Genomic DNA, 16,197 nt, shown 5'->3' on the forward strand with positions numbered 1-16,197 from the left:
TTCCGCTTATGCTCCAGCCTGCCTCTGTTCCACTTGCCCACACAGAAACGCTGGATGCCCGCTATACGGATCTGGACATATGGCCCACAGGCACGGTGCTGGAAGCCCTGCTGGAAAGCCAGCTTGGCGCCGTTGCGGCTGTAAAATCCGCCCTGCCACAACTGGAAACCGCCATTACCGCCGCCGTGCCGCGGCTGGAAGCCGGAGGCCGCCTGTTTTACGTGGGGGCAGGCACATCGGGCCGCATTGGGTTGCAGGATGGGGTAGAGCTTATTCCCACCTATGGCTGGCCTGCCGAACGGCTGGTGCTGATGTTGGCGGGAGGCGATGCCGCACTGTTCAACCCCGTGGAAGGGGCCGAGGATGATGAGGCCGAAGCCCACCGCGCCATAAGTGCCCACACGCCCACAGCGCAGGATGTTGTGATAGGTGTGGCCGCCAGCGGTGGCACGCCTTACACCTGCGCCGCGCTGGAAACCGCGAAGGAAGCAGGTAGCCTGTGCATTGGCATGTCATGCAGCCCCAACACACGCCTTTTGAATGCGGAATACCCGGTGCTGATCCAGACCGGGCCGGAAGTGGTGGCAGGCTCTACCCGCATGAAGGCCGGTACGGCGCAAAAGGTTACACTCAACTTGCTCTCCACCACGTTAATGATCCGATTGGGCCATACATGGCGCGGGCAGATGGTGGATATGCGCATTGTTAACGCCAAGCTGGTGCGGCGTGCGCACCGCATGTTGCGCCATCTTACGGGTTGCACACAGGCACAGGCGGAAGAGGCCCTGCAACAGGCCAATGGCAGCATCAAACTGGCTGTGCTGCTACGCCACGGGCTGGATGTTACCCAGGCTCAGCAACTTTTGGCTTTGTGTGGCGGGCATTTGCGCAAGGCTCTGGCGCGTATTGCCGCACAAACACCCGCAAAGGCCCACGCCTGATGCCCGCCCAACCCACCATTCTGGCGCTGGATGGCGGCGGCACCCATACGCGTGCGGTGGTGATAGCGCCCGATGCTACCGTGCTGGCACAAGCCACCGGCCCCGGCTGCAACCCGTTTGACAGGCCAGAATGGGCCGAAAACCTGCGCCACCTTTTAGAGCAGATGCCCCGCGCCACGTTACAATCCGCCGCGCTGGGCATGGCAGGGTATGATGCCGCACGCCCTTCCTCCGCCCAGCAGGAACAGGTGGCGCGCGCTACCCTTGGCCCTGATGTGCGGCTGTGGCTGGAAAACGATGTAGAAACCGCACATCGCGCCGCCTTTGCCGGGCAGGCCGGTGTGTTTGTGCTGGCGGGCACCGGGTCTGTTGCCATGGCGGTTGGTGCAAATGGGCAAACAGCACGCGCTGGTGGCTGGGGCTGGCTTTTGGGGGATGAAGGCGGCGGATACTGGATAGGCCGCAAAGCCCTAGGCTACGCCACGCAGTATCTGGATGATCCTTCCGTGCCCTTTGCTGCTTTTGCACAAGCACTGCTGCACAGCCTGAACCTGCCCACCACAGGCCCCACCGCGCCAGATGCCCTGCGGGAATGGCTGCGTACCCGCACACACCCGCGCTCCGCCGTGGGCGATGTAGCAGCAACCGTGCACACACTGGCCCTAAATGAAGACACATATGCCATAGCCCTGCTGCGTGCCGCTGGTGGGCATTTGGCGGAACTGGCCCATACAACCGCCAAACAGGTGAGCAACCTGCCACCTTCTCCCCTGCCCTTGGCATGGAGTTACGGCGGCAGCGTGATGCACAACCCCGTTGTGCTGCAAACCGTGACATCCCTGTTGGGGGCAGAACCGCACCCAGCCACGCTGCCCCCTATTGGTGGGGCAGTATTAAAAGCAGCCCAACTGGCCGGATGGCACACTGATGCCACATGGATCTGCCAACTTGCCCGCAATCTCACGCATGGAAAGGCGATTGCATGATAAAGGGGTTTTCCATCCGCATTGGTTTACGTGTTCTGGCCGCCGGGTGCGCCATTGGCGTGCTGGCAAGTTTTGGCGCATATCCTGCCCCCGCCAAAGCAGATACAACACCGCCCGCAGCGTTTAATGCGCCACGGCCGCCGGTTATCATGCCCGCACCCAGCACCTTGCAAACGGATGGATCTGCCTTTGCCCTACCTGCCAAGTGGCAAGTTATCTGGCAAAACCCGCCTACCCCGCTTTTAACCCGTGCCACGCAACGCTTTGCAAATCGCATGAGCGTCGTGGCCGGGCAGGCTGTTACACTCGAAAATGCGGGAAAGGACAAAGACACTTTCCCCCTCCACATCCAGTATGCGCGTGAGGCCACGTTCCCCGCCCCCACAATGCGGGAGGATTATACGCTGGATGTGGGGCCAGATGGCATAACCCTCACCGCGCAAGGCCCTGCCGGTGTGCTGCACGGCTTGGCCAGCATTGTGCAGCTTGTGCGGCGCGAGGCCACAGGCCCCGTTATGGCGCAGGCGCATATTCAGGATAGTCCGCGTTTTGCATGGCGGGGGCTGATGCTGGATGTCAGCCGTCATTTCATGTCCATCCCCACCATTGAACGGCAGCTTGATGCCATGGAAATGGTGAAACTGAATGTGCTGCACCTGCATCTTTCAGATGGCGCGGCGTTTCGGGTAGAAAGCAGGCATTACCCACGCCTGCAAAAAATCAGCAGTCACGGGCAGTATTACACGCAGGCCGAAATCCGTAATCTGGTGCAGTATGCGGCAGACAGGGGCGTGCGCATTGTGCCGGAGTTTGATACGCCGGGGCACAGCTTTGCCATGCTACTGGCCTACCCTCAATACGCCTCTGTCCTGCCCATGAACACGACAGACCGGGCCGAGATCAACCGCGCGGCGCTGGACCCCACAAACCCCGCCACCTATACTTTTGTGCGCGGCCTGTATGCTGAAATGTCCGCCCTGTTCCCGGACCCCGTGTTCCATATTGGTGGGGATGAGGTGGTGGCCAAACAGTGGACACTCACACCCCGCATTGCGCACTACATGCAGGCACATCATTTTGCCACACCGGCTGATCTGCAAGCCAGTTTTACAAACCGCGTGGCGCAGATGCTCAAAGCCGATGGTAAAACCGTTATGGGGTGGGATGAGATATTGGCCGCCAACGTGCCGCCCCACACCATTATAGAAAGTTGGCGCGGCCCAGCCAACACGGCAAAAGCAGCAGAGGCAGGTTTGCCGGTGGTGGTTTCCGGCCCTTATTATCTGGACAGGCTGCTCCCGGCCTCCGCCTATTATGAGACAGACCCGCTAGACACCCGCAAGGATGCCGCAGAAGCACAGGCGGCAGCCCAGACAACCGGCCCCGGCGGCACCATTGCCCCCCCAACGGATACCAAGCCCGAAGCCCCTGTACCGCCCTTAACCAAGCAGCAGAAAACCTTGATACTGGGGGCCGAAGGTGCGTTGTGGACAGAGGTGGTGGATGAAGACATGCTGGATGCCCGCCTATGGCCCCGCATGGCCGCTGTGGCGGAGCGTTTTTGGTCCACCCCGCAAAACTGCGTGCCTCAAACCCTGTATGGCAGGCTGGCCGTAACGCGGGACAAACTGGACCTTCTGGGCCTGAAAAGCCAGGAAGATGCTGATGCCCTGCTAGAGCGTCTGGCAGCGGGTGAAACACAGGCCCCGCATGTGCTGCTGAGTGCTGTTTCCCCTATTCGCAATTACGCCCATAACCACGAATTTTTACAAATTCGCCATAAGCAGACGGCCACGGAGCAGGATTTAAACACCCCGGCAGATATTGCCAGACCGGATAGCTTTGAGGCCGAAAAGTTTAATGCAGAAGCAGTGGCTTTTGTAAACGGCAAGGTAGAACTGCGGCCAGAACTAGAGCGGCAGCTCACAATCTGGGCGGATAATGATGCTGCGTTTCATCAGGTTGCAGCCCGCCATGCTGCCCTTACGCCCGCACTGGCAGCATCTGCCCGTCTGGCCGCTTTGGCGCGTGCCGGGCTGGCGGCACTGGGTGCAGAGCGCACCCCCGGGTGGCGTGAACAGGCGCGGGAAACACTGGATGCCGCACGCAAGGACATTGCAGCATCTTCCTCCATCCATGTTGTCACCAACACGCCCCAACCTGCGGGGGATCTCATCCAGCGCATTGTGCCGGGTGTGGAAGCACTTGTAACACGTGAGGGCGGATTAACCCTGCCCTGATCATACATTTTGCAAATACTACTTTGATTGTGCCGTGCATAAATCCCACGGCACAACAGCGTTTTCTACCCGCCGAGTGGTTACACCGTAAGTTTGGCGCACCATCTCATCCGTTAAACTGGCGGGCGGGATGGTGTGGCGTATACGCCCCTGCTGCATCAGCACCAGTGTTTTGCAAAAACGTGTGGCCAGCAGCAGATCATGCAGCACCACCACAACACACGTGCCCTGATCTGCCAGTTTGCAAAACACCTGCATAACGGCCAAGGCATGTGCCGGGTCCAGCGCTGCTACGGGTTCATCCGCCAGCAAGATGGGGGCCTGCACGGCCAAGGCACGCGCCAGCATCAGCCGTGCACGCTCCCCGCCAGAAAGCTGGCTGGCCGGGCGCTCTGCCAAATCCTGCAGCCCCACTTCTGCCAAGGCCTGTGCCACCGCCGGATGATGCAAGGCCTGTGCTGAAGATTCCCCATAGGGCAGACGCCCCAATGATGCCACCTCCCGCACTGGCATGGGCGGAAACGATGGCACATCTTGGGGCATATACGCCATAAGCCGCGCACGCTGGGCCAGTGTAAGCTGCTGCAACGGTGCGCCATCACACACCACCTGCCCCTGCGTGGCGGGCAGCAACCCGGCCATAATGCGCAACAATGTGCTTTTGCCTGCACCATTGGGGCCTATAAGCGCCGTCACACTCCCGGCCTCAAACCGCATATTGGCAGATTGGAGAAGCTGCGCACCTTCTATGCTGAAGCCAACATTCTGCACATTCAGCATGACAGCATATTCCGTTTTCTAAACAGGATCACACGGTGGAAGAACACAGGCGCACCCACCAAAGCCGTAACCACGCCCAACTGTAACTCCGTGCGCCCGGCCATTAACCGCACAGCCAAGTCTGCCGCCAACAAAAGTGCCGCACCGCCCAAAAAGGCTGGCACCATCAGCCGAGATGGCCGATGCCCCGCCAAAGGCCGCAGCAAATGCGGCACCACCAACCCCACAAACCCGATAGCGCCAGAAACCGCCACGCAGGACCCCACAGCCAAGGCTGTGCCCACAACCACGCGCATTTGCACGCCCCTTACACCACCCAACTGAAAGCCGAGGCTCTGGGCAACGTCTTCCCCCATTGTCAGGGCATCCAGCGCGCGGCCACAGCCCATAAGCAGGGCGCAGCCTGCCACCACACCGGGCAAGGCCAGTAGCACATCATTTAATGTGCGATCTGTTAAAGACCCCATAAGCCAGTGCATAATTTCAAACGTGGCATAGGGGCTGGGCACCAGGTTGAGCACCAGCGCCGTAAGGGCGGCAGTAAAACTGCTGACAGCCGCACCGGCCAGCAGCAACACCAAAGCCCCCCCACGCCCTACCAACGCCACCAGCAACATGGCCGTAACCAATGCACCAGCTAAACCGCCCAGCGGCAGCAAAGCCGAGGCAATTTGAAAAAGCCCTGTATAAAACACGCACACAGCCCCAAGGGCCGCCCCGCCTGAAACACCTAAAAGGCCCGGATCAGCCAGCGGGTTGCGCAAATAGCCTTGCAGCACCGCACCACTTAGCCCCAACGTACCGCCGACCATAAGGGCCAGCAACATACGCGGCAGGCGCAACTGCCCCATAATCACCGCGCCAATGGAATGGGCACCGCTCCACCAATCCGCCAAAGCCGCAGGCACGTTAATGCTGCTTTCCCCCCACCACAGAGAGGCCATAGCCATAACAGCCACCAGCAACGCCAGCAGGGTGTTCAGCACAACGGGGCGCAGGGGCTTCATGGTTGAGTTTCCTTTACCTTGAGCTGTGCGATGGGATTATCTGAAACATGCCTTGCAGCATCAGCCATAATACCATCCCGCGCATGGCGTAATGTGGCCACGGCATCCAGCGTTTGCGGCAACCCACAGAGCCACAGACGGGCTGGCACATCCACAACATGCGGCGGTGCAAACATAGCCAGCATAACCGGGTTGGACAGCATGGCCTGTGCAAGGGAATGGCCGGGACCGGAGGGGTCTCTTACCAATAAATCCGGGTGATAGGCCAAAAGCACCTCTAGCGGCACGCGCCCACCCAAAGGGGGTGTGCCTGCCGTGGTGGCAAAGTTGCGCAAACCGGCATGGGCCAGCACATCATCTGGCAGACTATGAGCGTGCACCACAAAACCATTGGCCTCATACACCACGGCTATGGGGTCTGATACCTGGCGGGTTGTAGCTATTTCTGCCAACCTTGCCTGAAACGCCGCCACAAGCTGCCGCCCGCGTTCTGGTTGCCCCACCGCATTGGCAACTTGCATGATCTGGTCTGGAATATCCGCCAAGGAGGATGCAGGTGGCAACGTAAGCACCTTGGCTCCTACCTCCTTGGCGGCACGCACAGCCAAGCGGGCTGTAAAGCGGCCTGCCAGCACCACATCCGGCTTGGCGGCCAGCACCGTTTCTGCAGTGGATTGCAACACTGGCACATCCTGCGCCTGCTGGCACAACACAGATTCCGTACAATCCCGCGCAAGGGTGGATACGCCTATAATATCCTTATGGTTTGCCAACATAAGGGCCAGCTGATCTGTGCACAGGTTGAGCGATGCCACACGCTCCGCCCGTGCCACACCGGGTGCAAACACTGCAAGGGCTGCACCCAATGCACACACAACCACCCGGCGAAGGAAGACGGAAAGCTGCATCAGTAATTCAGCGTAAAGCCGCCATAGCCTGCGCGGCCGGGCTGAAGGTAGCCTATGGGGCTTTCATACTGGCGGTTGAGCAGATTATCCGCCCGCGCAAATACGGTAACATAGCGGTTGATTTTATAACTAGCTGCCAGATCTATGGTGAAATATCCGTGGTCTTTGCCGCATGTGCTGCAATACTGGTACGTATCGGAAATAACCGGCGTATCGCGCGAACCGCTGACATACAGAATATTGCCCGAAAGCGAGAGCCCATCCACCGGTTGCCATGTGGTGTTAAAGTTGAACTTGTGCTGCGGGCGGCGCTGGAGGGCTTGGCCGGTAGAGGCATCTCGCGCGTGGGTCCATGTATAGTTCAGGTTGAAATCCAGCGTATCCAGCGCTTTCCAGTCCAGATACGCTTCTACGCCATACATGCGCGCACGGGCCACGTTATTGTAGGAATAGGTGGAATAGTAATTTTCGTAAGAGCTGACAGACTGGATAAGATTGCGCACGTGGTTTTCATACCATGTGGCCCCAAAATGCAGTTTATCATGCGCCAAGGTTTGTTCCACGCCCACATCATACCCTATCAGGCGTTCGGCCCGCAGGTTGGGGTTACCCTTTTCCGCATAGCTGGTGGAAATCTGATTGGCAAAAAGCTGATACAATGAAGGACCATGAAAGCCGCTACCCGCACTGGCCTTGATAACCGTGCCGCTGTGCGGAATATGAATGGCCGGAGCCACGCGCCACGTCACGTAATTGCCGTAGCGGGAATTGGCATCATACCGGATATTGGCCGCGCCATATAAAATCTTGTTCCAGTTGCCCTGATACTGCCCGTAGCCCGCTGTAGTATCCATGCCCGCACTGGTGCTGAACGGTGTGGAAGATGCTGCACTCCCCCCTTGGCTGGAATTGAACGTATCATGAAAATGCTCTGCCCCCACAAGCAGAGATCCATATTTGTCCAGATTAACAGTGCCGTGCCAGTCTATTTTAATGCGGCTGGTGCGGTAATATGTGGGGTCATACTGCAAGGCATCGCCTTCCAGCGTGGTGCCGGTTTCTGTCCAGCTTCTGCGGCCCGTCATATACCCCAGACCAATCACCTGATCGAACCTGCCCCCGAAGGAGGACAGATGCGCCGTGCCCCGCACAATGGCCTGATTTTGCGTGGTGTGTTCACGCTCGCTTCCCACATCACCGTAATATCCTAGGCGGCTGTAATATTCATCTTCCATATTATAGGCGCTGTAGGTGTGCAGGTTGCTCTGAATCAGCCGAGCCGTGAGCCCCAGATCAAAATTATGGGTGACATCATAGCCAAGGCGAATGTTAGCGGAGCGGTTATCGTTTCTGTCCCCCCGGTGGCGCTGTTCCTTGTCTGCGCCAAAATAGCGGCCGATATAGCGTGGGATTTCATGAAAACCATCCTGCCGGTAATGGGAAAGCTCAACATTGTAATGGAACTTTCCCTTACTGCCGCGCGCGCCCATAACTTGGTTAAACGTGCCGTAAGATCCACCTTCCACCCGCACAAAAGGCGTAAACCTGCCCTGCCCCTGTGCTGTGGTAATATCAATAACCCCGGCCATGGCATCTGCCCCGTACAGGCCGCTTTGTGGCCCGCGCAGAATTTCTATGCGGCCCATGCCATCGGTTACAAACTGAGCAGCATCAAACGCACCAGAGGTGGAACTGCCATCGTTAATATCCATGCCATCCAGCCGCACTTTCACCTCGTTGGCATTGTTGCCGCGCATGAAAATGGAGGTGGTGCCGCCAAAGCCGCCAGAGCGCACCACATTCAACCCCGGTTGGCGGGCCAGAATATCTGTAAGCGTACGGCGCTGCTGGGTGAGGATCTGCTGTTCGGTCACAATCGTCATGGCCGTGCCAATTTCATCCGCCCGCATGGGGTGGCGTGCTGCACTTACCGTAACGTAATCCGGGTAAGCCTGTGTGCTGCGGGCCTGCACAGCCTGCGTGCCCTCCGCCCCGGTAGAAACAGGCGCATTTTGCGCCGGAGCGGTGGAAGCCACTTTGGCAGCAACAGTGTTTTTACCCGTTGATGTGGTGGGGTTTGCAACATCTGCGGCCATAGCGGCAGTGGTTTCTACCAGCAACAGGGAAGAGCCAGTAAGCAAAAGAGTTTTTAGGCGCATGGGTTAAGGCAATCTCGCGGTTTAACAGCGTTGCCACGAGACTTGGCCCGGCTTTTTCCACCACAGGGCACAAACCACCCCATTGGCTGACCGCTTGCCCAGCCTGCCAGCACACCCCGGCTGACATGCCCCGTCTGCAACTGTGTGCTGATGGCAGGTCTCCTGGCTTGCGGTTTTTCGGTTGTGGCACCCCTTCCCGGAAAGGTTTGTTCCAGTGGGCCAGCGCTTGGCGCTGTGTGTGCACATCCATGCCGCTTACAGTTGCGGGGACAGCCCGGGAATATCGCAAAACCATTGCAGGCAATGGCGCGGGCACCCGGTTCCCTTTTCATTCCCCTAGGGGGGAAACCATCATGCGGTGTGGTTTACAGGCTGGGGGTGGCTTGTCAACAAAAGCACACCCCAGCGCGGCGGCTGGCTTTAGGCTTCACGCGGGAGGCGCTGGGACTGGGAGCGAATAACCTGCTCCTCATAATCCAGTTCCTGCTGGAGCTTCCATTCTGTCTGGTCATTGATCTCGCTGCGTGATGTCATATCCCGCATGGCCTGCCGTTCGGCCCGTAGCAGTTGCAGGCGCAGCGCCAGTTCCATACGCGCATGGCGTAGCGCGCGGCTGCGGTCTAGCGGCGTGATGCGCGGCGTTTCGTCCTCTTCTTCCAAACGGCTGTGATAAAGCTGGTACAGGCGGTCTATCACCTCCTGCCGCAGGGCTTCATCTGCGGCATTTTGCCCCTCCGGCTTGGCAAGTGCTGTGCCTTTGGGGGTGGGGACTGGCGGTTGCGCCCGCGCTTTTGTCAGCACCGCAAGGGCTGCGCGTATCAGCTTCTGGCGGGCCATGTTTTCTTCCTGCGCGTTCTTGTCCACCGTTTCCTGCGGCAAAAAGCGCAGGCACAGCGGGATGAACACGCTGGCTGCCAACAGGGAGAGAACAATTACGCCTGTAGCGGCCACCACCACGGCATCGCGCATGGGAAAGGCATCCGTGCCATCTGTGCCTTCTGGCAGGGAAAGCACAGCCGCCAGCGTAACGGCCCCGCGCACGCCAGCGAATGTCAGCAACATGCTGCCTGCAAAACCTGTGGGTTCAAACGGCAGGCTGCCAATGCGCGCCACCACCCAACGGCCAAAAACGGATGTCCATACACCTGCAAAGCGCATGGCCAGCATGATGGCGTATATCTGCACCACAAACAGGCCAACCTGCCACAAGGCCACATCGTATTTATGGCCCAGCGCCACGCCATGTTGCAGAAGTTCTGGCAACTGCATGCCCAGAAACAAAAAGATAAGCGCGTTAAAAACGTAGCTGACAATGTTCCAGACTGTTGTGGCCTGCAGGCGGGTAAAAGTGGCGGTGTCCTCTATCATGCCGGAAAGTTTGAGCACCATGCAGCCTGCCACGGCGGCCAGAATGCCCGAACATTCAACCGCTTCTGCCGCGGCGTACATTAAAAACGGCAAGAGCAGCACAAAGATGATCTGGGATTGCGGATCATCATACCCACGGCGCACCAGCACGCGGTTGAGCTTAACAGCCAGCCATGCCACCGCAGCGCCTACCAGCAGACCACCCAGCGCCACCATTAAGAATGTGCCAAAAGCCTGCCTGTATGAGAACTCACCCGTAAGGGCATCGGCCATGGCAAAGCGAAAGCACACAAGGCCGGAGGCATCATTAAACAGGGCCTCGCCCGATAAAATCTGCAACAGCCGGTTGGGCACCTTGCGCCCTTCAATAAGGCTGGAAACCGCCACCGTATCTGTGGGGGAAAGTGCGGCCGCCAGTGTAAAGCAGATGGGCAGGCCCAGCTCTGGCACAATCCAGTGGATGGCATAGCCACATACCAGCGTGCTGAGCACCACAAGCCCAAAGGCCAGAAACAGAATGGGGCCGCGCAGTTCTGCAAACTCACGCAATGGCATGCGAAATGAATCTGCAAACAACAATGGCGGCAGAAACACAAACATGAACATGTCTGGCTGCAGGCTGACATGCATGCCCGCCACCGCAGCAAACACACCCAGAATGATAAGGATAACCGGCTGCGGCACCTTCTGTTTAAACAGGGCAACAAGCAGGCTGCTGACTGCCGCCAGCAAAAGCAGCAGCAGAATGTTTTCTATGGTCAACATGGCCTGCGCTCTTTGGGCGTGTTTAGGTGTTTATGCAACGGACATTCTGCACATACACGCTCGCTTTACGGAATAGCGGAAACAGGGCGCAAAACCTGCTGGCGCACCAGCTCTTCCAACCATGTAGCAAACACCTGCACCCGCATGGAAAGATGCCGCCTGTGCGGGTAAAGCAGCGCCATAGGCAATGGGGCCGCACGCCACTGGGGCAGTATTTCCACCAACTGGCCTGTGTGCAGGTAAGAGCGCACATCGTAAGCGGGTATCTGAATAACCCCCAGCCCGGCCAGTGTGCAGGCAATGAGGGCCTCTGCGCTGTTAACCGTTACGCGGCCCGGCACATCCAGCATGTGGGTGTGGCCGTGTTCCTCCCACTCCCACTGTTCTACCCGACCATTCTGGGGGGAGGCATAACGCACGGCCTCGTGCCCTTTCAGCAAATCTGTCGGGCATTGGGGCGTGCCATGCTGCTTAAGATATGTGGGGCTGGCCACGTTTATGAGTTCAAGCTCCCCCATGCGGCGGGCAATCAGGCCAGAATCCTGCAAGGGGCCAACGCGCAGCACGCAATCCAACCCATCTTCCACCAAGTTCACGGCCCTGTCCGTTACCCCTAGCTCTACCGAAAGACCGGGATATGTTGCCAAAAAATCGGGCAAGGCCGGGGCTACAATCAGCCGCCCAATGCGGCCGGGCATATTGACGCGCAGCACACCCTGCACAGCGCTTTCACTCTGGCGGAACAGGTTTTCCGCTTCCTCCACATCCGCCACAAGGCGCAGACAGTGTTCGTAAAACGCGGCGCCATCTGGCGTGGGGGTAACGGTGCGTGTTGTGCGCGTAAGCAAACGTGCCCCCACGCGGCTTTCTAGCTGCTGCACGGCAGCGGATACGCTGGAACGCGGCATGCCCAAGGTTTCTGCCGCGTGGGTAAAACTGGCGGCCTCTACCACACGGGCAAAAATGCGAAAAAGATCTATTCTATCCATGCGCGTTAGCCTTTTGGGCTGCCACCCGATTGTTCGGGAAATCTGGCAAGTGTTGTCAGAACAGGCAGCTTTATCCGCCTACTGTAGCTGATACGGTAGCAAGAGAAAACGGGAGCCACATCCATCGGCCCCCGATACATGCAAGGGAGCACCCAACATGGTAGACCACAGCATTAAAGGCAAAACCGTTCTGATAGCCGGTGGGGCCAAAAATCTGGGCGGGCTGATTGCGCGGGATCTGGCAGAACATGGCGCCAAGGCCATTGCCATCCATTACCATAGCGCGGCCAGCAAGCCAGAAGCCGATGCCACAGTGGCCGCTGTAAAAGCGGCAGGCGCGCAGGCTGAGGCTTTTCAGGCTGATCTGACACAACCCGGAGCAGTAGCCAAACTATTTGCAGATGCAAAAACGGCTTTTGGTGCGCCAGACATTGCCATTAACACCGTGGGCAAAGTGCTGAAAAAGCCGATTGCAGACACCACAGATGAAGAATTTGATGCCATGTTCACCATCAACACCAAGGTGGCGTATCAGTTCATCCGTGAAGCCGGAAAACATCTGGCCGATAATGGCAAGCTGCTCACATTGGTCACATCTTTGCTGGGGGCTTACACGCCGTTCTATTCCACCTATGCGGGTTCCAAGGCTGCGGTAGAACACTTCACCCGTGCAGCCTCCAAGGAATATGGCGCGCGTGGCATTTCTGTTAACGCCATTGGCCCTGGCCCCATGGATACGCCGTTCTTTTACGGGCAGGAAGGCGCAGATGCCGTGGCTTACCACAAAACCGCTGCGGCACTTTCTCCCTTTAGCAAAACAGGCCTGACAGACATTGAAGATATTGCACCCTATGTGCGCTTTATTGTTTCTGAAGGTTGGTGGATGACTGGCCAGACCATTTTGGTAAACGGCGGGTACACCACAAAATAAAACCGGCTTTGTGCCCGTTGCAGCACACGCCATGTGCAGGGAGGCCACGTGCAAAGCGTGGCCTCCTTTTTTGTGCCCTGCCCTCAATGCAAAGCTGTTGCGCGCGTGCAACAGCCCACAGAAAGCTGAGCAAACAGGGTTCATTCCTGTTGTAATGTTATAGTGTTACATAATACATGCTGCGCCTCCACCACACTCAACCAAGGCAGCGCACAGCATGATGGTTCGATCAGCCGCTCTTCTTCTCTGCTCTACTGTTTTTACTGCTCTGGGCAGCAGCATGGCCCTGGCTGAAACCACCACGACCACGACGGAAACGAAACAGCAGCAGAAGCCCACGGAAACAAAGCCGCAAACCGTAAAAGTTATTGCGCATGACAAGAACGATGCCGAGCAGGTGATTGTAACCGCGCATCTGGACCGCATGCGTTCAGAACTTTCGCCCTCTACCGGGGCCACGGTGCACAAGTTCAGCCGGCAGGCGCTGGAAACCATTCCGGGGGGTGATAACGCACCGCTCAATCAGGTTCTGCTGCAAGCGCCCGGCGTAGCACAGGACAGCTACGGGCAGATCCATGTGCGTGGTGACCATAACGAGGTGCAGTTCCGGCTGGATGGCGTGCAGTTGCCGGAGGGGTTGAGCGTATTTGGGCAAGCGTTGATGACACGCTTTGCAGATAACATGTCCCTCACCACAGGGGCGTTGCCCAGCCAGTTCGGGTTTTTGCAGGCGGCTGTGGTGGATATCAACACCAAGAACGGCACCACCAATTCGGGCGGCAATCTCTCGCTTTACGGTGGGGCGCGGGATTACTTCTTCCCTTCCCTGCAATATGGTTTTCATAAAGGGAAGTGGGATTTCTTTGCCACGGCGGATTATGTGCATGACCGTACGGGCATTGAAAATACAACATCCTCCTTCAACGCCATCCATGATTTAAGCGAGCAGTATCACTTTCTGGGCCATCTGCGTTACACGGCGGATGAAGATACGCGTATCAGCTTTATTGCCGGTATTTCCAACGCAGAATACCAGTTGCCCAACAACCCTGGCCAGCAAACCCAGTTTGCCATGCCCGCCTATTCTGGCAGCGATCTGGCACAGCAGTTGAATGGCAGCGTGGACAGTGCGCATCTGGATGAACACCAGAAGCAGATTACAGATTTTGCCATTCTGGCGTTGCAGAAAGAGATGGGGGACTTCAGCCTGCAAAGCTCCGTGTTCTCCCGCTACAGCAGCCTGCGCTATTCCCCCGACTGGCTGGGAGATCTGGTTTACAACGGTATTGCCCAGCAGGCCGCGCGCTCGGTCTTTTCCATGGGCACACAGCATGACGTCACATGGCGTGCTGCAAAAGATCACACCGTGCGTTTTGGTTTTCAGCTTTTTGTAGAACGCAACACCTCCAAATCCCTCTCTCGCGTGTTTGCGCAGGATGGTGAGGATGCAGATGGCAACGCCACCTTTGGCACCACGCCCCTGAGCATTTACGATGGCAGCGGCAAAACCGGCACGGTGTACGGCCTGTATGCGCAGGATGAATGGCGGCCACTGAACAACCTGACCATCAATTACGGCCTGCGCTTTGATGGGGTGAGCGAATACACAGCGGAAAAACAGGTGAGCCCACGCCTGAACATTGTGTGGAAGCCGTGGAAAGGCGGTGTGATTCACGCCGGATATTCACGCTACTTTACGCCCCCGCCGTTTGAGGTTGTCAGTTCTTCCTCGCTTTACAAATTTGCGGGCACCAGTGCCGCGCCCTCCGTTTACCAGAACAACAAGGTGCGGGCCGAGCGCGACCATTACTTTGATGCCGGTATTGAACAAACCATTCTGCCGGGCTGGCGTGTCTCGTTCGATGCCTATTACAAGCTGGCGCATAACCTGATTGATGAAGGCCAGTTTGGTGCACCCATCATCCTCAGCGGCTTTAACTATCGCCGTGGGCAGGTGAACGGGTATGAGGTCAGCACCTCTTATGATCGTGGTCCGCTTTCCCTGTATGGCAACTTTGCGTGGTCTCGCGCCATTGGCAAGGATATCACCAGCGCGCAGTTTAACATGAGCCCGGATGATCTGGCTTACATCCAGCATCGCTGGATCCATCTGGATCATGATCAGCGTTGGACGGCGTCTGCCGGGGCAGCGTATTCCTTCTTCCACAAAACGCGCTTTCCGCTGCGGCTGTCTGCCACCATGGTGTATGGCAGCGGGCTGCGGGCCGATGGCCTTGTGCCCAACGGGGTGGCGCTTACGCCCTACGCTACCGTCAACTTCTCTGCCGTGGAAACCATCCACAACACATTCGGCAGTGCATGGCCGGGGGATACGCAGTTCCGCATAGATGTGATCAATCTGGGGGATCACACCTACAAGCTGCGTGATGGTTCTGGCATTGGCGTGGGGGCCCCGCAATACGGGCTGCGCCGCACCATTCTGGGTGGGATTTCCCAAGGTTTCTAAGCACGTTATGGGCTGTGGCGCTGCCCACGCGCTACAGCCCCCACATGGGCATGGATTGATTTTACCGGCATTTTGCCCCAGAAAACGGCACCAATACGAGGATATCCAGCCCGTGGAGGAGCCAGACCAATGGATATGACATGGGGCAACTTTCAGGCCATTGTTCAGCTTTCTGCCGGGTTGAATGTTGCCATTTTAAGTTTTGTGGATATCAGCCTGCCCGCCATTCAAGAACGGCGGAAGGTTTTTGCCAAGGCCCGGCAGGAGCTGGAAATCCACCGCAAGAACCCCCACAAGCGCACAGAAGCCGAAAAGGCAGACCACGCTGAAAACGTGGGGGATATTGACCGCCGCCTGTTTGACCTGTGGCGAGAAACCGCCGCCTTTGAACTGGTGGAAGATTCCCTTATGCGGCTTACAGGTGTTTCCGGCTTTATTGGCGCGGTGCTGAGCCTGATGTTGCTATGGTATTCTGCCCTGCATTATGATGAGAAAATTCATCTGACCGGCCAGTTGCTTACTGCGGCCTCGTTCCTCTCATTGGCGGCGGCGTTTATTATCAACTGGATTACCGCCACACGCGCCGCAAAATACACCCAGCGCTGCAACACCCTGCGGCAGGAAATGGGCAAACGACTGTGAACTTTTTTCATTCT

Annotated in this window: 12 protein-coding genes and 1 riboswitch; of the genes, 6 read left to right on the plus strand and 6 right to left on the minus strand. The window is 57.8% G+C overall.

The window, feature by feature from the left end; translation table 11 throughout:
- Positions 1-8: 8 nt before the first annotated feature.
- Genes FCN51_RS17145 through FCN51_RS17155 form a run of 3 tightly spaced genes read left to right on the plus strand, consistent with a single transcriptional unit; the run spans position 9 to position 4,167 of the window.
- On the plus strand, positions 9-941 hold the full coding sequence (locus tag FCN51_RS17145) for an N-acetylmuramic acid 6-phosphate etherase (protein ID WP_160256442.1): 933 nt from the start codon (positions 9-11) through the stop codon (positions 939-941).
- Positions 872-1,927 (plus strand): N-acetylglucosamine kinase, encoded by a 1,056-nt coding sequence (locus FCN51_RS17150; RefSeq protein WP_310257981.1) that lies wholly within the window; start codon positions 872-874, stop codon positions 1,925-1,927. The genes FCN51_RS17145 and FCN51_RS17150 overlap by 70 nt, the downstream gene beginning before the upstream one ends.
- The gene (locus tag FCN51_RS17155; protein ID WP_160256444.1) at positions 1,924-4,167 is read left to right on the plus strand and encodes a beta-N-acetylhexosaminidase; all 2,244 of its coding nucleotides are present in this window, start codon (positions 1,924-1,926) and stop codon (positions 4,165-4,167) included. The genes FCN51_RS17150 and FCN51_RS17155 overlap by 4 nt, the downstream gene beginning before the upstream one ends.
- An 18-nt stretch (positions 4,168-4,185) precedes the next feature.
- On the opposite strand, the gene FCN51_RS17160 is transcribed toward FCN51_RS17155, so the two are convergent.
- The 6 genes from FCN51_RS17160 to FCN51_RS17185 all read right to left on the minus strand — a co-directional run bounded on the left by FCN51_RS17160 (position 4,186) and on the right by FCN51_RS17185 (position 12,143).
- The gene (locus FCN51_RS17160; RefSeq protein WP_160256445.1) at positions 4,186-4,947 is read right to left on the minus strand and encodes an ABC transporter ATP-binding protein; all 762 of its coding nucleotides are present in this window, start codon (positions 4,945-4,947) and stop codon (positions 4,186-4,188) included.
- Positions 4,941-5,954 carry a FecCD family ABC transporter permease gene (locus FCN51_RS17165; RefSeq protein ID WP_160256446.1) on the minus strand — a complete coding sequence of 338 codons (1,014 nt, stop codon included), beginning with the start codon at positions 5,952-5,954 and terminating at the stop codon, positions 4,941-4,943. The genes FCN51_RS17160 and FCN51_RS17165 overlap by 7 nt, the downstream gene beginning before the upstream one ends.
- Entirely contained in the window at positions 5,951-6,862 is a 912-nt protein-coding gene (locus FCN51_RS17170; protein WP_160256447.1) for an ABC transporter substrate-binding protein, read from the minus strand. Before FCN51_RS17170 ends, FCN51_RS17165 begins: the two co-directional genes overlap by 4 nt.
- On the minus strand, positions 6,862-9,021 hold the full coding sequence (locus tag FCN51_RS17175) for a TonB-dependent receptor plug domain-containing protein (protein WP_160256448.1): 2,160 nt from the start codon (positions 9,019-9,021) through the stop codon (positions 6,862-6,864). The genes FCN51_RS17170 and FCN51_RS17175 overlap by 1 nt, the downstream gene beginning before the upstream one ends.
- A gap of 135 nt (positions 9,022-9,156) precedes the next feature.
- Positions 9,157-9,389, minus strand: a riboswitch (cobalamin riboswitch).
- A 52-nt stretch (positions 9,390-9,441) separates the two neighbouring features.
- Positions 9,442-11,154 (minus strand): Na+/H+ antiporter, encoded by a 1,713-nt coding sequence (locus FCN51_RS17180; protein WP_160256449.1) that lies wholly within the window; start codon positions 11,152-11,154, stop codon positions 9,442-9,444.
- A 65-nt stretch (positions 11,155-11,219) separates the two neighbouring features.
- A complete protein-coding gene (locus FCN51_RS17185; RefSeq protein WP_160256450.1) occupies positions 11,220-12,143 on the minus strand; it encodes a LysR family transcriptional regulator in 924 nt (307 codons plus the stop codon).
- A 157-nt stretch (positions 12,144-12,300) separates the two neighbouring features.
- Between FCN51_RS17185 and FCN51_RS17190 the strand changes: the two genes are divergently transcribed.
- From FCN51_RS17190 to FCN51_RS17200, 3 genes are all read left to right on the plus strand, one after another.
- Positions 12,301-13,074: an SDR family oxidoreductase gene (locus FCN51_RS17190; protein ID WP_160256451.1), complete on the plus strand. Its 774-nt coding sequence runs from the start codon at positions 12,301-12,303 to the stop codon at positions 13,072-13,074.
- 217 nt (positions 13,075-13,291) lie between these two features.
- Positions 13,292-15,541 carry a TonB-dependent receptor gene (locus FCN51_RS17195; RefSeq protein WP_012812458.1) on the plus strand — a complete coding sequence of 750 codons (2,250 nt, stop codon included), beginning with the start codon at positions 13,292-13,294 and terminating at the stop codon, positions 15,539-15,541.
- Between the two features lie 129 nt (positions 15,542-15,670).
- On the plus strand, positions 15,671-16,183 hold the full coding sequence (locus FCN51_RS17200; protein WP_003625084.1) for a hypothetical protein: 513 nt from the start codon (positions 15,671-15,673) through the stop codon (positions 16,181-16,183).
- Positions 16,184-16,197: the final 14 nt, after the last annotated feature.

Origin of the sequence: Acetobacter pasteurianus, assembly GCF_009914215.2 — a bacterium.
Classification (GTDB): Bacteria; Pseudomonadota; Alphaproteobacteria; order Acetobacterales; family Acetobacteraceae; genus Acetobacter; species Acetobacter pasteurianus.